This is a genomic window from Clostridium cochlearium (genome assembly GCF_900187165.1).
Lineage (GTDB): Bacteria > Bacillota > Clostridia > Clostridiales > Clostridiaceae > Clostridium_G > Clostridium_G cochlearium.
This window is the reverse complement of sequence record NZ_LT906477.1, coordinates 1,192,169-1,214,951: the sequence shown is the minus strand read 5'-3', so window position 1 is coordinate 1,214,951 and position 22,783 is coordinate 1,192,169. Positions and strand designations below refer to the sequence as shown.

Genomic DNA, 22,783 nt, shown 5'->3' with positions numbered 1-22,783 from the left:
TTATTTTATAAAGGGAGATGAACATAGTATGAATAAAAAATATTTTGATATAAAAGATACATTATATGATGTTACAGAAAAATATAGTGAGGCCATAGAATTATTAATATCCTTAGGATTTGATAATATAAAAGATGAAAATTTGAGGAAAAGTTTTGGAAAATCTATTTCATTAGAAGATGCCCTAAAGCTTAAAAAAATAAATGTAGAATCCTTTACTAATGAACTTATATATAGAATTGAAAATAATGAAAAGAAATTATCAGATAAAAAACACAATGTAAAAATTGCTGGGGTACTGCCTTGTCCAGTTAGAGTGCCTTTAACAGAAGCCTTTGAAAACTGGCTTTCTAATAAAGATTTTACTTTTAATGTGGATTATGAGTTAAAGACAGCCTCCATGGGAATTGATTGGTTGATGGAGGATTTTAAAAAACAAAATAAAGAAGTATTGCCAGATTTATTTATATCTGCAGGTTTTGATTTATTTTTTGATAAAAAATTATTTGGTAAATATAAATCAGAGAATATTTTTGAAGACATAACAGATTTTAAACAATACAATGAAGACTTTCATAATGAATATATAAAATTAGAAGATCCTAATAAACAATATTCAATGATAGGCGTTGTACCTGCTGTGTTTTTAGTAAATACAGAAGAGTTAAATGGAAGAAAAATGCCAACAAGTTGGGAAGATATATTAAAAGAAGAGTTTAAAAACAGTGTAAGTTTACCTATAGGGGATTTTGATTTATTTAATGCTATTTTATTGAATATTTACAAAAATTATGGAGAAGAAGGGCTAAAAAGCTTAGGAAAGAGTTTGAAAAAGAGTATGCATCCATCAGAAATGGTGAAGTCTCATATAAAAAAATATGATAAACCAGCTGTTACAATTATGCCATATTTCTTTACAAAAATGATAAAACAAGAAGGTCCTATGGTTGCGGTATGGCCTAAAGATGGAGCCATTATAAGTCCTATATTTATGTTAAGTAAAAAAGAGAAAAAAGAAGAATTAAAACCACTTGTAGACTTTTTTGCTTCAAAGGAAGTGGGAGAGATATTAGCTCATAATGGTAAATTTCCAAGTGTAAATCCAAATGTAGATAATATGATTGCAAAAGACAATAAATATATGTGGATTGGTTGGGATTATATAAAGGAAAATGATATAAGTAGTTTAATAAAAAAATGTGAAGATATATTTAATAGTTCTGTAAAAGGAGATGAGAGTTTATGAATTTAGTAACTGTATCAGGTCCTCCTTCTTCAGGAAAAACTTCTGTAATATTAAAAACTATAGAGGCTATTAAAAATAGAGGGTTAACTGTAGGAGTAGTTAAATTTGACTGCTTGTATACAGATGATGATATTTTATATAAAAAAGCAGATGTTCCAGTTAAAAAGGGATTATCAGCATCGTTATGTCCAGATCATTATTTTGCAAGTAATATAGAAGAAGTTGTAACCTGGGGAGTAAAGGAAAATTTAGACTTACTTATAACAGAAAGTGCAGGATTGTGTAATAGATGTTCTCCATATTTAAAAGGCATTAAGGCAATATGTGTAATAGATAATTTAAGTGGTATAAACACACCTAAAAAAATAGGGCCTATGCTAAAAACTGCAGATATTATTGTAATAACAAAAGGAGATATTGTTTCTCAAGCGGAAAGAGAAGTTTTTGCCTCAAGAGTGCAATCAGTAAATCCTCAAGCGGTAATTATTTTTGTTAATGGATTGACAGGACAAGGAGCATTTGAACTTAGCACCCTTGTGTATGATGAAAATTTAAGTATTGAAACAGTAAATGGACGAGAATTAAAGTTTCCAATGCCTTCTGCACTATGCTCATATTGTTTAGGAGAAACAAGGATAGGAGAAGAATATCAAATGGGAAATGTGCGAAAGATGAATATAGGTGATAACAATGATTAAAATAAAGGAATTGGAAACAAAAAAAATAAAAGATTTAGAGAAGAAATATCCTTTTATATTGTCTTTCTTTGAAAATAATAAATTAGATGTAAAAGAATATGAAGAATCTACATTTGAAGAGTATTTAAATCATTTTACAGAAGAGGAAATTGAGGAGTGGGCAATAGATATAGAAAAGATTAAAGTGGATTTAGAAGTTTATATAAATCAAATGATTATGTTTTTAGGATTAGAAAAGGATAAAGTGGATTCTATAACCATAATAGCGGGAAAAGATAAGCATGGGAATAAAGAGAATTTTGATAAATTAACCATTTGTAAAAGTGAAATAGTATCTATAGTAGGACCAACGGGCTCAGGTAAAAGTAGATTATTGGCTGATATAGAATGGGCTGCTAATAGAGATACACCTACTAATAGAGTAATTTTAGTTAATGATGAACTACCGAATAAAAGTCTTAGATTTTCTACAAGCAATAAATTGGTGGCTCAATTATCACAAAATATGAACTTTGTCATGGATTTAACTGTAAAGGAATTTTTACAGTTGCATGCAAAAAGTAGAATGATTGATAATGAAGAAGAAATTATACAAAAGATAATAGAAGCTGCAAATGAATTAGCAGGTGAAAAGTTTTGCCTAGATAGTCCTATAACAGGATTAAGTGGAGGACAATCAAGGGCATTAATGATAGCGGATACTGCAATATTAAGCACTTCTCCTATTGTATTAATTGATGAAATAGAAAATGCAGGCATAGATAGAAAAAGAGCTTTAAATCTTCTTGTTAATGAAGAGAAAATAGTTTTAATGGCCACCCACGATCCAACCTTAGCACTTATGGCTGATAAAAGGATTGTCATAAAAAATGGAGGAATTTATAAGGTAATTGAAACAGATCATGAAGAAAAAAGCATATTAAAAGAATTAGAAAAAATGGATAAGATTATTAATGACATGAGGGCAAAGCTTAGAAAAGGTGAAAAGGTAACTGTTAATCGGAAGAGGAGAAATAAAAACGGTTAAAGGCAGGTAAATATAAAGAATAATAGCATTCAATTTAATAAATTTATACTTTTTTATATGAATATTGAATTTTGCTGAACTTCTTCTTTATTGATAAAAATATGATACTATGTTATAATTGACTAAGTTAATTGTAAAATTGAATATTAAAAATAAGATTAAGGGAATTTCGGTGTAAATCCGAAGCGGGTCCGCCACTGTAAGGTGAAGCTTTTTACAAAGATGTCACTGGACATATGTCTGGGAAGACTGTAAAAAGTTATGAAGCTAAGCCAGGATATCTTACTTATTTTTAGCCACATGATAACTCACGGAATAATGAGTGAAGGCATTAATTTTGATGTTAAACTTTAATCATTTTTTGTGGTTAAAGTTTTTTTATTGTTTAATATTATAAAAGGTGGTGAAATAGTGACTAAAAAGTGTTTAAAGATAGCTTTGTATGGGAAAGGAGGCATTGGAAAATCTACTATAGCGTCCAATCTTTCAGCAGCTTTTGCTACATTAGGAATGAAAGTTTTACATATAGGATGTGATCCTAAAGGAGATTCCACAAGGAATCTTATGGGATATAAGATTCCAACATTAATAGAAATTATGAGGGAAAAGGAAGAAAACTTATGTGAAAATGATTTCCTATTTCAAGGGTATAAAAATGTAAATTGTATTGAAGCTGGTGGACCAGAACCAGGTATGGGATGTGCTGGAAGAGGGATAATGGCTGTAATAGAAGAATTAAATGATTTTAAAATATTTGATAAACAATGGGATGTAATAATTTATGATGTATTAGGTGATGTGGTTTGTGGTGGATTTTCAACCCCCATAAGAGAAAATCTTATTGATGCTGTTTATATAGTAACTTCTTCTGAATTTATGTCTTTATATGCAGCAAATAATATAATGAAAAGTATTAATACTTTTTCATCTATGGATGGAGCCTTACTTGGGGGTATTATACATAACTGTAGAAGTTCAAATTCTATTAATAACAATATAATAGAAAGGTTTGGTAGATATTGTGATACATTAATTTTAGATACTATTCCATATTCAAAAGACATAGTTTTGTCTGAACTTATGGCAAAAACGGTTGTGGAAAATTTACCTAATTCACCTTCAACTTATACTTTTATACAGTTAGCTAAAAAAATAAAGGAAAATACCAATTATCATATACCAATTACTTTAGATGATAATCTTTTAGAGAAATTTAGTGATTTTATACTAAATGAAATTGCAAAATAGCATTAAAAAGAAGGTTTTAATATGAATGTAATAAAAAAACATATGCTACATAAAGCTATAAAAAAATTTGACTATGGTGATCTTGTAAATTTGCCTTTATCACTTCAAGATACTTGTGTATTAGCTATTGGTCCCAAATCATGTATAAGGATATTTTATTTCCAAGCTAAAAAAAAGAATTATAATAATAAATTATATATGCTTCCAGTATCTGAGATACAATTAATTTCAGCAGAACATTTAAAATTATTTGAACAAGCTGTAGAAGAAATTTTTAACAGAAGTAATTATAAAAATTTAATAGTACTTATTATGTGTTCAGATATTATACTTGGAAACAATTTTGAAAGTGTAATTAGATATTTAGAAAAAAAACATAATAAAAATATAAAATTATTTAAAAGAGGTCCATTAGTAGACAATATGATGTGTCCTAAAGAAAGGATGATAAGCATAGTAGATAGTTTATATTAAAATATTTAGTTTGGAGTGTGAAATTTATATGAAGGAATTATTTCAATATATACCTCCTCCCTCTAGTGATTATTCAGGAATAATATCTATTTTATTTCAATTAAAAGATTGCTTAAATATATTAGTAACTCCTAAGGGGTGTATTAAAACCATATTAGAAATAGATATTCTAGATGAATTTAAAAATGATAATTTATTTTATACAAGTTTAACTCAAAATGATGTAATATCGGGGTTTGATGAAGATCTTATCTATAGTATAGAAAGTATTTTTAAAAAATATCCTAAAAAATATATAAATATTATAAATACTCCTGTACCAACTATTATAGGTAGTAATTTAAATGGAATAGGTAAGGTGTTGGAAAAAAAGTTAAAAGTACCTGTAACGGTGTTTAATAGTACAGGCTTTGAAAATTATTCACTTGGTATAAGTGAAGCATTATTGAGAATTGGTAAAAGGTTTATATCTTTTAATTATAAAAAAATATTAAATTCTGTAAATATAATAGGATATTCTCCTTTGATTGTTGGTAATATATCAACTTTAAATAGTATTAGAAAACTTATTGAAAATTGTGGTGTTGAAGTAATATCAATATGGTGTAATGAAACTAATATAGAAAAATTAAAAGAAGCTTCCTGCGCTAGTTTGAATATTGTTATTTCTGCAGAAGGAATTCAATTAGCAGAGTATATGAAAAATAAGTTTAATATTCCATACATATTAGATATGCCTATAGGTATTAGTAGAACCAACAAGTTTTTAGGAATATTAGAAAGTAAATTGAAGTTAAAGCCTAATAAACTTATATACAAAAAGAATTATTTAGATAAGAAGGTATTAATAATAGGGACACCACTAGAAAGTTTATACATAAAATATTGTTTAAACGAAGATTTTGGCATAAAAGAAATAAAAATAGTTTCTCTAATATCTTCAAGTAGAAAAGAAAAAAGATTATATGATCAAGATGTTTTTTCAGATATTAATTTTGTATACAGTGAATATGAGTTATTAGAATATATAAAAAATCTTGATATTAGTGTGTTAATAGCAGATCCTTTATATCATAGTTTTGTTGATAATAAGGTTACATTTATACCACACACTAATGTAGCATTAAGTGGTAAAGAATTTATAAATGTTGAAGATAATTATATTGCTGAAAAAGGATTTGAATATTTTTACAAATATCTTATGATTAATTAATTTATCTTATATAAATTTAAGAAAGGATGTATAAAAATGAAATCAAATAAAATAAAAATTGTTTTATTTATGTTAATTTTAACATTAGGTCTAACTGCGTGTGTATCAAAACAATCTACTAAAAAAGATGAGGTTAAAACAAAAATTGTAACTGATACCATAGGTAGAGAAGTTACTATATCTGATGAAGTAAATAAAATTGCAGTAGTTCCTATACCATGGTCATCTATGGTCTATGCTATAGATGGTACAGGTGATAAAATAGTTGGAATGAATCCATCAGCGAAGAAAGCTTATAAAAAAAGTATGTTAAAAGTATTATCACCTGAAATGGAAAAAGTAAATACTGAATTTATTGATAATAATTTTACAGTAAATATAGAAGAAGCTTTAAAAATAAAGCCGGATTTATTTATTCAATGGGATAATCAAGAAAAAAATATTAAACAATTAACAGAAGCTGGCATACCAACTATTGCTTTAAAATATGGAACTCAAAAAGATTTGGAAAATGGAATTAAGCTAATTGGACAAGTTTTAAAAAAGGAAGATAGAGCAAATAAATTAATAGAATATCATAATGAAAATTTAAAGTACTTTGAATCTAAACAAGAATTATTTAAGAATAAGAAAAAGCCTAAAGTATTATATTTAAGAGATGAACAATTAAAAGTTGCTGGAAATAAATCATATAATAATTTTATGATTGATAAAACTGGTGGTATAAATGTTGCTAAAGATGTACCAGGGCAATGGGTTAATGTAAACATGGAACAAATAATAAAGTGGAATCCAGAAATAATATATGTAAGTAATTTTTCAGATATACAACCAGATGATTTAATAAATAACAAAATAAAGGGACAAGATTGGAGCCAAATTGATGCAGTAAAAAATAAAAAGGTATATAAAACACCTATTGGTATGTATAGATGGGATGCTCCATGTGCAGAAAGTCATCTTATGTTTAAATGGATGGGAAATATTCAGCAACCTGATATATTCAATGATTATAAAATAGAGAATGAAATAAGAAAATTTTATAAGGACTTTTTAAATTATGATCTATCAAAAGAGGAAATGAAAAATATATTAAATAAAAAATAGAATTAAAGGAGATTTAAATGAGATGGAAACAGAGTAATAATAAGATAAAGTATTACTTACTTGTATTTTTTCTAATAGTTACTTTTTTTACTTCATTATTTTCAGGAAGATTTTTTATTTCGCCGTTAAATGTAGCAAAGGTATTTGTTGAAAATATATTTAAAATAAATATGAATATAAGCTCTGTAGAAAAATCTATAGTAGATATACGACTTCCTAGAACTATTTTAACTATGTTAGTTGGAGCAGGATTATCAATTTCAGGGGCTACTTTTCAAGGTATATTTAAGAATCCACTTGTAAGTCCTGATATTTTAGGAGTAAATGCTGGAGCTGCTTTTGGTGCGATATTAGCTATACTTTTTTGGGGAGTAAATATAAAAATTAATTTTTGTGCTATTTTATTTGGAATTATAAGTGTATTTATAACTTATATATTATCCAAAAATAAGGCAGTTGATCAAATATTATCCCTAGTATTATCAGGTATAATAGTTTCTTCAGTATTTTCTTCATTAATATCTTTTATAAAGTATACAGCAGATCCTTATGATAAATTACCTACAATTACATATTGGCTTATGGGAAGTTTTTCAAAATGTTCTTATGAGGATTTAAAACTTATTTTTATTCCAATGATTAGTTCCATTAGTATTTTAATATTTATGAGATGGAGAATAAATATATTATCACTTGGAGACGAAGAAGCATATTCTTTAGGGACAAATCCTAAAAAAATAAGATTAGTTATTATAGCATTAGTAACTATAATAACTGCTTCTTCAGTTACTATATCTGGTATAATTGGTTGGGTAGGCTTAGTCATACCTCATATAAGTAGAACGATTTTTGGAGTTGAACATAGTAAACTATTACCTGTATCCTGCATTGTAGGAGCTATATTTTTAACAATAGTAGATATTTTAGCAAGAACTATTACTCCAGCTGAAATTCCTATTGGCATATTAACAGCTCTTATAGGTGCACCATTTTTTGGTTGGTTACTAAAAAAGAAAAACAAGGGTGAAGAAATATGATTTTACAAGTTAAAAATGGATATTTTTCTTATGAAAACAATGTTCCTATTTTAAAAAATATAAATTTTTCATTACATAAAGGTGAAGTAATGACAATATTAGGTCCAAATGGAGTTGGAAAAACAACATTACTTAAATGTATAACAGGCATATTTAAATGGGAAAAGGGTTTTACTTTAATTGATGGGAATTTAATAGATGTATCTAAAGGAGTAAAGGAGATAGGATATGTTCCTCAAGCTCATAAAATAGATTTTGAATATACAGTAGAAGAAATGATTTTAATGGGAAGAGCACGATATGTAGGCATATTTTCTACCCCTTCAAAACAAGATAAAATTATAACTAAAAGTGTTATGAAAGATTTAGGAATTTATGATTTAAAAGATAGGAAATGTTCAAAATTAAGTGGTGGTCAACTTCAGTTGGTGTTTGTTGCTAGAGCATTAGTTTCAGAACCTAAGATTCTGGTTCTAGATGAACCAGAATCTCATTTAGACTTTAAAAATCAACTTATAATTTTAGATATTATAAAAAAATTGACTAAAACTCAAAATTTAGCATGTATTTTTAATACTCATTATCCAGAACATGCATTAAAAATATCAGACAAGACAATGATAATTTCTTCAAAAAAATATATATTTGGAGATACTGATAATATTATTACAGAAAAAAACATAAAAAATTTCTTTGACGTAAATGCAAAAATAATATCATTTAATGATAAAGAGGCCAACTTTAAGGCAATTATCCCTTTAAGCCTTATATAGAATAAATATTTTTATTGTAGTAGCTTTTATTTTATTTATTAAGAAATAAAAATTATAAATAAAACAAAATTAAATAGTAAAAAAGCTGTCGTATTGAGAATAAATATTACAATATATTATATATAAATTTCCTAATGCGATAGCAAATTTATATTTATGTTAAATTTCATTACATAATCCATATTTATGCCATTCACAGTTTCCACATATATCATTAAAAGCATCCCTAGTTATATTTTTCTTTAGCCTGTCTAATAAATATTCATAGCTATATACTTTAAAATCTAAATTAAGATAATCCATAACTTTTTTATCCATACACAATACGTTATTATTTGAAGCACATCCAACATTTTGAATTTTATGAGGACATTTTTTACAAACATCATCGGCATAAGGTGTTAGTTTAATTTTTATGGACTTATTTTCTTTTAACTTTTTGTCTATAATGTTCATATTGTCTACAAAGTCTTTACTATATCCTTTTCCTACATAGTTTTGAAAACATAAAATATGATGTGGTCTTAAATTTATCATTTTTAAAATCTCCTTTAAAAATTGTAAAGTAAAATTTGAATTTATTACTTTTAAGATATCATATAAATATTTGTTTGTAAACCAATATATATATTTACGTTAACAATTAAACAAATACAATGTATTGCAGAAGAAATAGTATTTAGATTTTTTATAATGAATGTATTTATTACTATTTCAGATAAGCATATTAATAAAAAACATACTGCAATTATAAGTATGTTTTTAGGAGTTGTACCTCATAGCTTGTGTCACTTTTCTGAATTATGGATAATAAGTCCAGTAAATGCTATTACAATGCTTATGTTAACTAGCTTATTTTTTGGATTACCTATGGCTTATTTACAATATAAAAGAGATTTGGAAACAGCTATATCATTAGAGTTATATAAAGGCCAGACTTCTGATGGATGGAATATTTTAGACTTCTTAATAGGCAACTAAATTAGAAAAAGAGAAGGATATACAAAAGTTTATTCCAGATTATGAATATTTAATTTATGACATATCAAGATACACAGATGAAGAAATAAAAGGTCAGGCACAACTTAGAATAATACTTACTATATTTAGAGCAGTAGAATATTTGCAGGAATTAGAAGATAAGCAAAAAGGGATAGAGTATTTTGAAACATTTATTAGATATATATTTAATGCAAGAGCAAATCTTACTAAAAAGGATGTTAGAGAAATAATTAATAAAATTAGTAAAACTTATTCAGAAGGGAGTGAACTGGTAATGACTTTAGCTGAAATATTTAGACAAGAAGGAAAAGAAGAAGGGATAAAACAAGGCATAGAAAAAGGTATAGAAAAGGGGATACAACAAGGTGAGCGTAGGAAAAGCCTTAATTATGCAATAAAACTATTGACTAAAAAGTTTGGAAAATTACCAGAAGAATATAAAGAAAAACTAAATAATGCAGATATTGAAATATTGGATTTAATTATTATAAAAACTACATAGTTAGATTAGTAAATTGAAAAACTTTATTAATTGCTATAAACTTATTATACGAGGAGTGATTATTATGAAAAAAACTAATGTATTAATAACTTCTTTGATTTCTATAATATTGTTTAATATCTTTTTTATTATAATATTGATTTATTATAACAATATTATAATTTTAGTAAATGGTTTTTTTAAAAGCATGACCAAAGAATATTATTTGTGGTTTTTATCTAGACCTAATATAAGTATGGAATCAACTATGCTAAACATAACTGAATTTCTAAAAATGATATTTTCATTAATTTTCTTAATAGAATTCTTATATATACTATCTAATGAGAAATATATAAAGCTAGTTAATAAAAAGAATACATTAATCTCTTTAATTATTGGTTTCATTATCTACTGTTTAAGTTTTATTTTTATAAAATACAAAGCTGAGCATTATAGATTATTTATGACTCTTATTTCAACAGAAATACTTTCTATAATATTGCTAAATTTGGTTTTAAAGATTAAAAAGAAAATAGCTTTTAGTAGATAACTGTTATTTGTTCATTGATTCAGGCTTTATATCATTTTCTTCCATGATACCTAAAAGATTTACTTTTTTAATTCTTTTCATTATATCTTGATTATCTGTAGAATATAGATCTGTATTTTTCATTTTTTCAAAGTATTCTGATCCTGCAAAGGTGTACCTTTTTATTCTGCCTTCTTTTGTGGTCATCTTAAAGTTTGCATAGGATATTAAAATAGTATATTATATGGTATACTAAAATTAGGTAGGTGATGAAATGAAAATACAAAATCCACATGATAAATTCTTTAAAGAAACCTTCGGAAATGTAGAAGTAACAAAGGACTTTTTAAATAATTATTTACCACAAAATATTATGAAGATTATAGATATGAATACATTAGAACCTCAAAAAGATAGTTTTATAAATGAAGAACTTCAAGAAGGTTTTTCAGATATGCTTTTTAAGGTAAATATAAATAAAAGAGAAGGATATATTTATTTTCTATTTGAACATAAAAGCTATACTAGTAAAGATATAGCCTTTCAATTGTTGAAATATATGATAGAAATTTGGGAAGCTAAAATAAAAAAAGAAAAAACAGATGAATTGCCAATGATAATACCACTAGTAATATATCATGGAAAAGACAGTTGGAATATAAAAACCACTTTAGGGGAAATGATAACAGGATATAAAAACCTTCCAAAAGATATACAAAAATTTATTCCAGATTATGAATATTTAATTTATGATATTTCAAGATATACAGATGAAGAAATAAAGGGTGAAGCACAACTTCGAATTTTAATTACTATATTTAGAGATATCTTTACAAAAAATCATAAAGATCTACAGGAGTCTATTTATAGAGCAGCAGAATATCTTCAAAAATTAGAAGATAAATATACAGGAATAGAGTACTTTGAAACTCTAATAAAGTATGTATTTAGTGCAAGGGCTGACTTGACTACGAGAGACATAAATGAAATAATTGATAAAATTGAAAATACTTATCCAGAAGGGAGTGAAGTTGCTATGACTTTAGCAGAAAAACTCAGACAAGAAGGTATAGAAAAAGGTATAGAAAAAGGTATAGAAAAAGGTAGAGAAGAAGGCGAAACAAAAGCTCTGATAAAAACTGCCATAAAATTGTTAACTAGAAAGTTTGGAATATTACCAGAAGAGCTTAAGATGAAAATATCAAAATTAGACACTACAACTTTAGAAGTTATAATTGAGGGTATTTTAGATTATAAAAGCTTAGAAGATGTTAAAAAATACATTCAATAGGTAATATTAATGCTCCTCTGCATATATAGAGGAGCATTAATGGGTAAGAACCCCTTGGGGTTGTAAACAAATTACAGTATCGCTAATAATTGTTCATTATTCATTGTTAGTACTTATTCATTGATTCATACTTTATACCATTTTTTCTTCCATGATACCTAAAAGATTTACTTTTTCAACTCTTTTCATTATATCTTGGTTATCTGTGGAATACAGACCTGTATTTTTCATTCTTTCAAAGTATTCTGCTCCTGCAAAGGTGTATCTTTTTCTTCTGCCTTCTTTTGTGGTCATTTTAAAGTTTGCATAGGATATTAAATCCCCTATAGCTAAGGTTCTAGGTAATATTAATAAAGGCATTCCTAAAAGATGTCTTACAGCATTGTGGCCTGCTAATGCCCCTGTACACATAGCTTCTGCACGCAACAGCCATTTGCAAGAATTGAACAAAACTTACCAATTAATTTGTATGATGAGTTATATAATATTTTAGAAGAGGATACATTAGGAAAAAGATTGAAAAAAGCTAGATTGAAATTAAGATTATCTCAAGAAAAATTAGCAAAAGAATGTGGATTAAGTTCAGGAGCTATAGCTGGATATGAATATGATACAATTCATCCTTCTAAGGTTGCTTTAATTAAATTAGGTAAAGTAATAGATTTAGATTATTTATGTTGTGATGAATATACTAAATTTATTTTAAGCGATTATGTGAGTTTTCTTAAAAAGTGGAGAAAAGATAATAACCTAAGTGTAAGAAAAGCTGCTAGAATATTAGGAATTCCATCATCTACATATAGTTCATGGGAAAGAGAAATATATGGCATAAGTAAAGAAAATTATTATAAGTTAAAGAAAAATAAAATATTTTAAATAATATCATATTATGTAATAATAGTATATTATATGGTATACTAAAATTAGGTAGGTGATGAAATGAAAATACAAAATCCACATGATAAATTCTTTAAAGAAACCTTCGGAAATGTAGAAGTAACAAAGGATTTTTTAAACAATTATTTACCACAAAATATTATGAAGATTATAGATATGAATACATTAGAACCTCAAAAAGATAGTTTTATAAATGAAGAACTTCAAGAAGGTTTTTCAGATATGCTTTTTAAGGTAAATATAAATAAAAGAGAAGGATATATTTATTTTCTATTTGAACATAAAAGCTATACTAGTAAAGATATAGCCTTTCAATTGTTGAAATATATGATAGAAATTTGGGAAGCTAAAATAAAAAAAGAAAAAACAGATGAATTGCCAATGATAATACCACTAGTAATATATCATGGAAAAGACAGTTGGAATATAAAAACCACTTTAGGGGAAATGATAACAGGATATAAAAACCTTCCACAAGATATACAAAAATTTATTCCAAATTATGAATATTTAATTTATGATATTTCAAGATATACAGATGAAGAAATAAAGGGTGAAGCACAACTTAGGATTTTACTTACTATATTTAGAGATATCTTTACAAAAAATCATAAAGATTTACAGGAGTCTATTTATAGAGCATCAGAATATCTTCAAAAATTAGAAGATAAACATACAGGAATAGAGTACTTTGAAACTTTAATAAAGTATGTATTTAGTGCAAGGGCTGATTTGACTACGAAAGACATAAATGAAATAATTGATAAAATTGAAAATACTTATCCAGAAGGGAGTGAAGTTGCTATGACTTTAGCAGAAAAACTCAGACAAGAAGGTATAGAAAAAGGTATAGAAAAAGGTATAGAAAAAGGCGAAACAAAAGCTCTGATAAAAACTGCCATAAAATTGTTAACTAGAAAGTTTGGAATATTACCAGAAGAGCTTAAGATGAAAATATCAAAATTAGACACTACAACTTTAGAAGTTATAATTGAGGGTATTTTAGATTATAAAAGCTTAGAAGATGTTAAAAAGTACATTCAGTAGATAATATCAATGCCCTATTATAACACAGTATATTTGTATTATAATAGGGCTATTTTTAATAAACCAAGTTACTACTACATTTAATGCAAGAGCAAATCTTACTAAAAAGGATGTTGGAGAAATAATTGATAAAATTAGTAAAACTTATTCAGAAGGGAGTGAGCTGGTAATGACTTTAGCTGAAATATTTAGACAAGAAGGAAAAGAAGAAGGGATAAAACAAGGCATAGAAAAGGGCATAGAAAAAGGTATAGAAAAGGGGATACAACAAGGTGAGCGTAGGAAAAGCCTTAATTATGCAATAAAACTATTGACTAAAAAGTTTGGAAAATTACCAGAAGAATATAAAGAAAAACTAAATAATGCAGATATTGAAATATTGGATTTAATAATTGAAGAAATATTTTCATTAGAATCTTTAGACGATGTTGACAAATATCTTTAATGAATAAGTTAATAAATAATATAATAAGCTAATCAAGCTGGATACTGAGCACCTAAGAAATAATAGGTGCTCTATTTTTTAGGATTAAATGAAAATAGGTATAATCTTAGCTTTTATGAAGCTGATGAATATTTTATTAATGCTACTACTGTAAATGTTATTAAAACTTGTTCATAATATTTTGTATATTTTACATTTATTATATATAATTGTAAATAGATTGATAGTAAATTTTAATTAATAATGTTTTTATGGTGGAGCTATTATATTTCAATAGGTTGAGAGAAATAGATATTTATATAACTTAATAAAATTTATTTAAATAAAAGGAGGAACAGATATGAAGAAAATTTTGTTTTGTAACATAGCATGGATGGAACATTATAAAGGAGTTAATGACGATGATATACCTATTAATGGAGGAGAATGGGTAAATAAAAATAAATATGCACATGAGGCGTACAACTTTTGTCCAATAAAATTTGAAGGAGATGATACTGAATATTGCTTAGGGTTTGTTGAAACTAAAAGCACAAATGGAAAAGATAAAAATCAATTACATATTGAAAAAATAGTTAATGTAGGAAGATTAGAGGATATAGAATCTGTAGATGATGTTCTTGTAGTTTGGTGTGCTAAATCTGATTGTGCTGACTATACTTCAGTAGTTGGATGGTATAATAATGCAACTGTATATCGCAATTATGAAGTTGCATATTTTGAAGAAGAAGAACAATATTATAATATTATTGCTAAGGCAGATAATTGTGTATTGCTTCCAAGTAACATTAGATATAGAAGAACACTTTGGTATGTGCCTAGAACTGGTAAGAAGAATGCACCTTCATATGGATTTGGACAAGCTAATATATGGTTTCCTAATAATTTTAGTGACAATCCTAATTTAAATATGTATTTAGAAAAAATAATTAATCGGATAGAGAACTATGATGGAGAAAATTGGGTATAGATATAATACACATATATATAACTCATATATATAACTCATAAGAAAGTGGTGAAATTTTGAATAACGAAGAGAAATACTATAGAAATATAACAGCAGCTGCTGCATTACTTCATGATTTGGGTAAATTTATTAGAAGAACAAAAATAGAGAAAACTAAACATTGGGAGCTTTCGTATAAATATATAAAAAAATATTTTAAAGGTTTTCAATGCGTAAGTGATGAACAGATTAATTTAATAGCTGGAATAGCAGCTCTTCATCATAAATCTGAGTTAAATAAAACAATAAGTAAAATAAAAGATAAAACAAGGCTTAAGCAGTTAAATGAAATAAAAAATATATTAGATGATTTAAAAAACAAGGAAGATAAAACAGAATATAAAATTATAGAAAAAATCATCACAGGGGATCTAGATTCTTGTAGTGAAAGAAGGATTTTTAGAGATGAAGATAGCCGAAAAATTAAAAAAGAATTAGAAATAAAAAATGCTCAAAGTGAATATAGTCCATTGATAGATTTATTCTGTACGTTAAGTAATATGTTAAGTGAACAAAGTAGTAAAATAATATATAAAAATTATGTTTATTTTGAACCAAAGTCTTTAATTGACTTTTATAACATTGTACAATTAGAAGTTTTTTCAAAAAGAATGCCAGAAAAGATAAAAGAAAATTTAAATTTTTTTGAAAAGGATATTAATTGTTTAAAAGCATTTAGGAATTGCACATTTGAGGATTGTATAAATTCATGGAACTTTTTATTTAAAAAGTATACTTCTTTAATTTGTTCAAGTAAATGGGAATATTTAAAGGATATTTCATTATATAATCATATTCAAACTACAGCAGCAGCAGCAGTTTCAGTTTACAAAGAAGAACATTTAAAAAATAATTGTGGGGAATATTTAATAATTCATGGACGAATATATAATATACAAAATTACATATATGATGGCATAAACACTAATATAGAACATCCAATGCAAAGAATTTTTACAAGATCTTTTATTATTTCATTAATCAATATATTAATTCCAAATATATTAGTAAAGAAAATAGGATTATATACATTTAATATATTGTTCTGTGGAGGAGGTACATTTACTGTACTTATACCTGATGAAGATATTATAAAAAACAAGTCAATAGAAATAATGGATGATATGAAAAAGGAATTAGGAAACATACTTAATAACAAAATTTATTTGGAATATGAGATTGAAAAAATAGCATTTAAAACTAATGGTGATAGAACAGGGTATGAAAAAGGTTTTAAAATTGCTTCAATGAATCTTTATGAGAAAAAATATAATAGGACCATTGAAAACTTAGTATATGATGACTCTAAAGAATATAGAAAATGTAAAAACTGTGGTATAAACTACATTAAATATGATAAAAAAGATAGATGTTCAACCTGTAGTTTAGAGGATAAGTGGATAAAATTTTCTGAATATAATGGCATTGAAAATTTTTATATAGATTATAATAATGTAAATTTGGATGATATTAAAGATCCCATTAAGTTTACTAAAAGTGAAATAAAAGAGGGTACACCTATAATTTGTTTTAGTTATGATGAAGCAGAAAGAATTAAAGAAGAATATCCAATAATTGATGTTTATGATATAGGAAAAACGTATATTAAAAAGACATATGATAAATGCAAAAGGTGCTATGGAAAAGATGCATGTGATGGACCACTAAAGAGTAATGAACAAGATAATACTCAATTGGTTAGTTTAGATTGTTTTTCACACATGAGTGAAAATGATACTATAATTGCAACAGCTAAAGTTGACGTAGATGATTTTCAATTTTTGCTTTATCATGTGTATCCACGAAAGATTATGAGTGAGGTGTATAACTTCTCAATATCTAGACTTGCAAATACTTCTTTGTTTTTCAATTTATTCTTTTCTATGTATTTAAGAAGAATAATAGAAGAAAAATATAAAGATTCAGTGATGGTACTTTATGCAGGTGGAGATGACATAATGATAACAGGAAACTGGGAAAAAGTTGTTGATGCTGTATTAAGTATAAAAAAGGAAATGAGAAAGATAACTGGTGCTGATAAAGATGGGAATACAGATAACATAACAATTACATCAGGAATATTATTTCATAACTCCCACAGGCCATTTAATTTAGTTGCTAAAGAAGTAGACGGTCTTCTTGAAAATGGAAAGGATTATGGCAAGAATTGTGTTAACTTAAATGGAAAGATATTAACTTTTAAAGAGTTAGAAGAAGTTTCAAATACTAGCAATGACCTAGTTAATACTAAGCTGAGAAAAAATATTATTAATAGGTCAATATTATTCAAAATGAATGAACTTATTAAGATGGTTTCAAGTGACGATGATATAGAAAGAATGAGAGCATATGCTATATATAATTATTTAATAAATAGTGAAATAAAAGAAAAAAAGTTTGCTGAAGATAAAAAGAAAGACAGTAGAATAAAAAAAGAATTAATTGAAAAATTGGAATCTATAATTATAAAAGATAAACAAGAACATAATAAAGAATACAAATATGCTAAAGAAAAGGCAATAATAGAATTTGCTATAAGAAAATCTAGAGAAAGGATTAATAGTGATGAGTAATTTAAAAACTAATAATCACAAGAGATATAAAGAATATAAAAATCAAAATTTAGATGATATTATACAAATATTAAACAATGAAAAATCGTTTTATTATGATAATAAAATAAATATGGATATTGTTAATAAGATAGAAAATGCAGCTAAGGGTTTTGGTAGAGAAGTAACAAGAACTAGTGTTAGGAATATTTATAATGCCTTTAAAGATATAGAAATGCAACTTAATCAAAGATATATAAATGAACTTAATAATATAGATAAATTTGAAGAAGATGAATCTGTTGATGAAATTGAGCTAAAAATGAATAAGCAAAAAGAAGAGGTTTTTAATGAAATTAAACCTATAATTAGGCTTATGAAAGGAAAAGTTCATTATTTAATTAGTAGAAAAATAGAAGGATTAAGTCAACATAAAAAAATAGAAAAAGTGGCATATCAACATTTAGAAAAGTTTTTTGAACAATCAATAATTGTTATAAATGAAGCCAAGGAATTTGAAGCATTTTTAAAAGTTTTTGAGTGTATGTATGGATATCTTGAAAAAGGAAGTGAAAATTAATGAGTCTGAAGAGCCTAAAGCTAATTAATATTATAACAATAAGAAAATTAATGATACTTAAAAGTGGAGTTAAAATAGGTGGAAGCAATGAGGAATTGAATATAGGAGGAGTGGACAACCCCATTGTAAGAAATCCTATAACTAAAGAACCTTATATACCAGGATCAACCTTAAAAGGAGTATTGAGAAGTATTCTTGAGATAGTTAAAGGAGTTAGTGATGAAAAAGGTGGTATTTGTACCTGTGGAAAGTGTTTAGTTTGTAAGCTATTTGGAGTACATCCTAATGATAATAATGAAAATAAAACATATAGAGAGCCTTCAAGATTAATATTTAGAGATGCGGAGTTAACAGATAAAAGCAGAGTAATATTGAGAAAATTAAATCCATCAATGGTGGAAATAAAAAAAGAAAACACTATAAATAGAATAACATCAGAAGCCAAACCAAGGACTTTTGAAAGAATACCATCTGGTGTTGAATTTAATATAGAAATACAGTTAAAGGTTTTTGAAGGAGATAATAAGGAAGATTTACAAAACTATATTAATATAGCATTTGAACTTCTTAAGCATAATTATATAGGTAGTTCTGGTAGTAGGGGATATGGTAAGGTTGAATTCAAGGATTGTGAAGAACAGGAGTGTTTAGATATTATAAAGGAATTAACAGAGGTAGAAAATAAGTATTTTAAGGAGCAGCAAAAACAATGATTTATAGGGCAGATTTTACTGTTAATAATCTTAAGGGTAGACTTATATCTCCTGTTATATTTGGAAATATAGCTAAAATTTATTTTGATATATTTAGTGAGGACAGAGCCAATGAAGAGATACAAAGATTAATAGATTCAAATACATTGATTAGTGATATGATATTAAAAGATGAGTTACCATTTAAAATATCAATGATTAAAAAAGAAAAAAGAAATTTAATTTTAGGTAAAGACTTTTGTGATAAGTCCGAAAAACAGATAACAAAAATAAAACCTAAAGATAGAAATGATTTTACACAAAATTTACTTAAAAAAAGAGATGAGTTCAGATCATATAAAAAAGCAGTAAAAAAAGTAGAACTTGAAAGTGGAATACCTTCACCAAGATTAAGAAACAGTATAAGTAGGTTTAATGGAACCACCATTGATAAAGCACTTTTTTTACATAATGAATTTAAATACCATAGTAAAAATATTTTTAGTATATATGTATTCACTAATGATAAATATGTTATAGACCTTATGGAATTAGCTTTTAAAATAATTGAAAAAGTAGGTATTGGTACAGATACTACCATTGGAAATGGAATTATGAATTTTAAAAAATATAATGATAGTATATTTGTTGAAGCTAATGATGTGGAATTATTTAAAAATCCTAACAAAGAAACACAATATTTTAATATAGCATCAACAATTATTACTGATAATATTTTAAAAGAATTTAGATTTAAAAATTATAATGTAAAAAGATATGATTCTAGAACACCTGAAAAAATAAAACCTTGTTATTATTATATAGAATGTGGAAGCATTATTAATAGTATAAAAGAATATAGAGCATATATAGTAAGTAATCTATCTGAAAAAATTAAGACATATACTTGCGTATTCCCTGTAAAATTCAAAGAAGGTGATTAAAATGAAAAAATTTGATGTTGCTTTAAAAGAATATAAAATAACTATAGAAGTACTTTCAGGTTTATGTACAGGCAGCAATGATACAAGCTACTATTCTAGTGATGAATATATAGTACAAGATGGAAAGATTTATTTTATAAATTTTAATGATATCCTTCAGTTAAGGGAAAAGGGAATATTAAAAGATTCAGAATTGGAAACTGTATATAACAATATTTGTGAAAAAAACTTTATATCAGATAAGCTAAAGAAACACTTAAAAAGCCTAAGACTATTATCGGGATATGATAATAAAATGGATATTCATAAATTTGGTAGTATAAAAGAAATATCTGAAAATGCAATATCTGAAATAAGAACAATTACAGGAAGTACAATAAAAGGAATATTTAGGCATGGGTTTGAGATTTTTAATGTAGAATCAGTTAATTATAAATATGAAAGGTATAAAAGACTTAATTTATATGGAGTAAATACGATAAATGATAAAGATTATTCAAATTATTATTATACAAAAGAGGAGAAAGAAAAAAAGAATTTAATAAGATGCTTTCCAAAAGGAAAATTAATAAATTATAGATACAATATAAAATTTAATAAAGATAAAATTACAAATTATAATGATATTAGAGATATAGAAGATAGCAATTTTAAAAAAAATATTAGAAATATTGCTAGTGATACAATTTTTAGAAATATTATTTTCTCAGACTGCAAAGAAACTAAAGTTGATTTTGTAATAGAGAAAATTTATAGATGGAATAGGAAAAGTAAAAAAGAAATAATTCCTCAGTATTATGAGATGGCACAAAAAGGTGGTTTATTTGAAGGGAAAATATCATGTAAAGATATAGAATTTAAAAAAGAAAATTTAACAACAATATCTTTAATGTATAAAGATAAAACACCTATAGAGATAGCTTTAGAGTCTTTAAGACAATTTTATTCTAAAGTAATAGATTTGGAGGAACAATACTACATAATACCTAGATATTTTGATGCTCTTAAAGAATTTTATAAATGTTTAAGAGAAGAAAATAATAAAAATAATCAATTTGTTTGTAAATTAGGATATAGTGGAGCTATAAGCAAAACTTTATTATGTTATGATAATGTAAATAATAAAGATAAACTTTTACCATATACTTCAAAATATATGGCTCAAGCAAACTTACCATTTGGCTGGGTAAAAGTAAAATTAGAGGAGATTAAACATGAGGATTAAAGTATGTATGTTCGCTGAGCGGAATATAACATTACCTATTGCATATAACCACATAATTCAAAAATCTATTTATAATATATTAGATGAAGAATATGCCACAAAATTGCATAATTCAGGCTATAAATATAAAAATAAAATATTTAAATTATTTAATTTTTCTAAACTTAAAATACAAAATAAAACTATAAAAAATAATAAAATAACTATACAAAAGGGTAAAGTAGAGCTTATAATTTCAAGTATAGATGAAGTTTTTATATTTAAAATAATAAGTGCGTTTATTGAACATAAGTGTTTAAAATTTAAAGAAGGAATATTAAAAGTAAATGAAATATATTCAAAAAAACAGTTAAATAAAGAAAGAATTGCAGTGTTAACTATATCGCCAGTTGTTGTTGTAAAACCAATAAGGAAATCAAGGATGGAGTTCTATAATCCTAAAGACAATGAATTTTTAAATAGTATAAAAAATAATATAATAGCAAAATATAATTCATTTTATAACGAAGAATATAAAGGAATTATGAATATAAGTATATTAGATGAAAACAATATAAGAAAAAAAATAGACAAATATAAAAATTGGATATATGAAGGATATTTAGGTGCTTTTATAATAGAGGGAGATACTAAAATAGTAGAACTTGCTTATAGTTGTGGATTAGGTAGTAAAAGTTCTCAAGGGTTTGGATTCGTTGAAACATTTAAAGATCTTAATAGTATTAAGAATTATAGAAGAATAATTTAAGTTTCAATGGTTTAATATTTTGCAGTGAACTGTATTTTTTATAATATATGCTTAAAGTATTGATTTAACTGAATTTGTTGGATGTTAAACAAATTTTACAAAAACACTATTGGAGGTTTACTGCAAAATGTATCACTTACGATTATTCTTAATAGTATTGAAAACAAGATATAACCTTGATTTACAGTGGTTTTGAAAATTGGGGTTTTATAGTTCCTATGAGGAAGTGAAATGTATGATTTATTTCTAACTCTTTTCTAGTTCTTTCAGTTTTATAGTTCCTATGAGGAAGTGAAATGTAGTTATGTATTGACTTATTCCATCTAATAATAACCGTTTTATAGTTCCTATGAGGAAGTGAAATTCTTTATGAGCTTTTAAGACTTTCTTAGTTTGATTTGTTTTATAGTTCCTATGAGGAAGTGAAATAAAATTTAATTTAAAAGACTTTACGCCCTCTATAGGTTTTATAGTTCCTATGAGGAAGTAAAATGATTTTATGCCTTTCACAATAT

25 protein-coding genes, 2 pseudogenes, 1 CRISPR repeat array and 1 riboswitch (1 of these 29 only partly in view) are annotated in these 22,783 nt (G+C 25.7%); of the genes and pseudogenes, 24 read left to right on the top strand and 3 right to left on the bottom strand.

Translation table 11 applies throughout. From position 1 onward, the window contains the following. Positions 1-28 precede the first annotated feature (28 nt). The 9 genes from CKV72_RS05885 to CKV72_RS05845 all read left to right on the top strand — a co-directional run bounded on the left by CKV72_RS05885 (position 29) and on the right by CKV72_RS05845 (position 8,823). Positions 29-1,246 (top strand): ABC transporter substrate-binding protein, encoded by a 1,218-nt coding sequence (locus CKV72_RS05885; protein WP_089866160.1) that lies wholly within the window; start codon positions 29-31, stop codon positions 1,244-1,246. Beyond that, positions 1,243-1,944: a GTP-binding protein gene (locus CKV72_RS05880; RefSeq protein WP_089866162.1), complete on the top strand. Its 702-nt coding sequence runs from the start codon at positions 1,243-1,245 to the stop codon at positions 1,942-1,944. Before CKV72_RS05885 ends, CKV72_RS05880 begins: the two co-directional genes overlap by 4 nt. Beyond that, positions 1,937-2,971: an ATP-binding cassette domain-containing protein gene (locus CKV72_RS05875; protein WP_095177744.1), complete on the top strand. Its 1,035-nt coding sequence runs from the start codon at positions 1,937-1,939 to the stop codon at positions 2,969-2,971. Before CKV72_RS05880 ends, CKV72_RS05875 begins: the two co-directional genes overlap by 8 nt. 138 nt (positions 2,972-3,109) lie before the next feature. Next, positions 3,110-3,274, top strand: a riboswitch (cobalamin riboswitch). Positions 3,275-3,382: 108 nt separating this feature from the next. Continuing rightward, on the top strand, positions 3,383-4,219 hold the full coding sequence (locus CKV72_RS05870; protein ID WP_089866168.1) for a nucleotide-binding protein: 837 nt from the start codon (positions 3,383-3,385) through the stop codon (positions 4,217-4,219). Positions 4,220-4,240: 21 nt separating this feature from the next. Further along, on the top strand, positions 4,241-4,693 hold the full coding sequence (locus tag CKV72_RS05865) for a hypothetical protein (protein ID WP_089866170.1): 453 nt from the start codon (positions 4,241-4,243) through the stop codon (positions 4,691-4,693). A 28-nt stretch (positions 4,694-4,721) separates the two neighbouring features. Continuing rightward, a complete protein-coding gene (locus tag CKV72_RS05860) occupies positions 4,722-5,906 on the top strand; it encodes a nitrogenase component 1 (RefSeq protein ID WP_089866173.1) in 1,185 nt (394 codons plus the stop codon). A gap of 36 nt (positions 5,907-5,942) precedes the next feature. Continuing rightward, complete coding sequence (locus tag CKV72_RS05855) at positions 5,943-7,013, top strand: ABC transporter substrate-binding protein (RefSeq protein WP_157726545.1); 1,071 nt, start codon at positions 5,943-5,945, stop codon at positions 7,011-7,013. Between the two features lie 17 nt (positions 7,014-7,030). Further along, positions 7,031-8,050, top strand: a complete 1,020-nt coding sequence (locus tag CKV72_RS05850) for a FecCD family ABC transporter permease (RefSeq protein WP_089866176.1) — start codon at positions 7,031-7,033, stop codon at positions 8,048-8,050. Continuing rightward, entirely contained in the window at positions 8,047-8,823 is a 777-nt protein-coding gene (locus tag CKV72_RS05845) for an ABC transporter ATP-binding protein (protein WP_089866178.1), read from the top strand. The genes CKV72_RS05850 and CKV72_RS05845 overlap by 4 nt, the downstream gene beginning before the upstream one ends. Positions 8,824-8,982: 159 nt before the next feature. Here the strand turns inward: CKV72_RS05845 and CKV72_RS05840 are convergent, their stop codons facing one another. Continuing rightward, positions 8,983-9,360 carry a DUF1284 domain-containing protein gene (locus tag CKV72_RS05840; RefSeq protein ID WP_095177743.1) on the bottom strand — a complete coding sequence of 126 codons (378 nt, stop codon included), beginning with the start codon at positions 9,358-9,360 and terminating at the stop codon, positions 8,983-8,985. Positions 9,361-9,426: 66 nt separating this feature from the next. Here CKV72_RS05840 and CKV72_RS05835 point away from each other — a divergent pair, with 66 nt between their 5' ends. From CKV72_RS05835 to CKV72_RS05825, 4 genes and pseudogenes are all read left to right on the top strand, one after another. Next, entirely contained in the window at positions 9,427-9,804 is a 378-nt protein-coding gene (locus CKV72_RS05835; RefSeq protein ID WP_338031834.1) for a CPBP family glutamic-type intramembrane protease, read from the top strand. A 19-nt stretch (positions 9,805-9,823) separates the two neighbouring features. After that, positions 9,824-9,889 (top strand): annotated as a pseudogene (locus CKV72_RS12595) (hypothetical protein); the annotation flags it as partial. A 57-nt stretch (positions 9,890-9,946) separates the two neighbouring features. Beyond that, a complete protein-coding gene (locus tag CKV72_RS05830; protein WP_095177742.1) occupies positions 9,947-10,327 on the top strand; it encodes an RpnC/YadD family protein in 381 nt (126 codons plus the stop codon). A gap of 64 nt (positions 10,328-10,391) precedes the next feature. Next, positions 10,392-10,859 (top strand): hypothetical protein, encoded by a 468-nt coding sequence (locus CKV72_RS05825; protein ID WP_095177741.1) that lies wholly within the window; start codon positions 10,392-10,394, stop codon positions 10,857-10,859. 3 nt (positions 10,860-10,862) lie between these two features. Here CKV72_RS05825 and CKV72_RS05820 read toward each other — a convergent pair whose 3' ends face one another. Next, entirely contained in the window at positions 10,863-11,045 is a 183-nt protein-coding gene (locus CKV72_RS05820; protein ID WP_181814544.1) for a hypothetical protein, read from the bottom strand. A 67-nt stretch (positions 11,046-11,112) separates the two neighbouring features. Between CKV72_RS05820 and CKV72_RS05815 the strand changes: the two genes are divergently transcribed. Continuing rightward, positions 11,113-12,129, top strand: coding sequence for an Rpn family recombination-promoting nuclease/putative transposase (locus tag CKV72_RS05815; RefSeq protein ID WP_095177740.1), 1,017 nt, complete (start codon positions 11,113-11,115; stop codon positions 12,127-12,129). Between the two features lie 132 nt (positions 12,130-12,261). Here CKV72_RS05815 and CKV72_RS05810 read toward each other — a convergent pair. Further along, positions 12,262-12,546 (bottom strand): annotated as a pseudogene (locus CKV72_RS05810) (FAD-dependent oxidoreductase); the annotation flags it as partial. Positions 12,547-12,594: 48 nt separating this feature from the next. Between CKV72_RS05810 and CKV72_RS05805 the strand changes: the two are divergent. From CKV72_RS05805 to cas6, 10 genes are all read left to right on the top strand, one after another. Continuing rightward, complete coding sequence (locus CKV72_RS05805; RefSeq protein ID WP_095177739.1) at positions 12,595-13,005, top strand: helix-turn-helix transcriptional regulator; 411 nt, start codon at positions 12,595-12,597, stop codon at positions 13,003-13,005. 63 nt (positions 13,006-13,068) lie between these two features. Further along, a complete protein-coding gene (locus CKV72_RS05800) occupies positions 13,069-14,073 on the top strand; it encodes an Rpn family recombination-promoting nuclease/putative transposase (protein ID WP_095177738.1) in 1,005 nt (334 codons plus the stop codon). A gap of 169 nt (positions 14,074-14,242) precedes the next feature. After that, complete coding sequence (locus CKV72_RS05795) at positions 14,243-14,518, top strand: DUF4351 domain-containing protein (RefSeq protein ID WP_095177737.1); 276 nt, start codon at positions 14,243-14,245, stop codon at positions 14,516-14,518. 340 nt (positions 14,519-14,858) lie between these two features. Beyond that, positions 14,859-15,488: a hypothetical protein gene (locus CKV72_RS05790; RefSeq protein ID WP_095177736.1), complete on the top strand. Its 630-nt coding sequence runs from the start codon at positions 14,859-14,861 to the stop codon at positions 15,486-15,488. Between the two features lie 56 nt (positions 15,489-15,544). After that, positions 15,545-18,100 carry a type III-A CRISPR-associated protein Cas10/Csm1 gene (gene cas10 / locus CKV72_RS05785; protein ID WP_157726543.1) on the top strand — a complete coding sequence of 852 codons (2,556 nt, stop codon included), beginning with the start codon at positions 15,545-15,547 and terminating at the stop codon, positions 18,098-18,100. After that, positions 18,093-18,659 (top strand): hypothetical protein, encoded by a 567-nt coding sequence (locus tag CKV72_RS05780; protein ID WP_095177734.1) that lies wholly within the window; start codon positions 18,093-18,095, stop codon positions 18,657-18,659. The genes cas10 and CKV72_RS05780 overlap by 8 nt, the downstream gene beginning before the upstream one ends. Beyond that, positions 18,659-19,372 carry a type III-A CRISPR-associated RAMP protein Csm3 gene (csm3, locus tag CKV72_RS05775; RefSeq protein WP_095177733.1) on the top strand — a complete coding sequence of 238 codons (714 nt, stop codon included), beginning with the start codon at positions 18,659-18,661 and terminating at the stop codon, positions 19,370-19,372. Before CKV72_RS05780 ends, csm3 begins: the two co-directional genes overlap by 1 nt. Beyond that, the gene (locus tag CKV72_RS05770; RefSeq protein ID WP_095177732.1) at positions 19,369-20,295 is read left to right on the top strand and encodes a hypothetical protein; all 927 of its coding nucleotides are present in this window, start codon (positions 19,369-19,371) and stop codon (positions 20,293-20,295) included. Before csm3 ends, CKV72_RS05770 begins: the two co-directional genes overlap by 4 nt. 1 nt (position 20,296) lies before the next feature. Then, on the top strand, positions 20,297-21,520 hold the full coding sequence (locus CKV72_RS05765; protein ID WP_095177731.1) for a hypothetical protein: 1,224 nt from the start codon (positions 20,297-20,299) through the stop codon (positions 21,518-21,520). Continuing rightward, positions 21,510-22,268 carry a CRISPR-associated endoribonuclease Cas6 gene (gene cas6, locus CKV72_RS05760; RefSeq protein ID WP_095177730.1) on the top strand — a complete coding sequence of 253 codons (759 nt, stop codon included), beginning with the start codon at positions 21,510-21,512 and terminating at the stop codon, positions 22,266-22,268. The genes CKV72_RS05765 and cas6 overlap by 11 nt, the downstream gene beginning before the upstream one ends. 204 nt (positions 22,269-22,472) lie before the next feature. Continuing rightward, a CRISPR array of direct repeats spans positions 22,473-22,783; the repeat unit is 29 nt; unit sequence GTTTTATAGTTCCTATGAGGAAGTGAAAT; it runs 113 nt beyond the window's last position.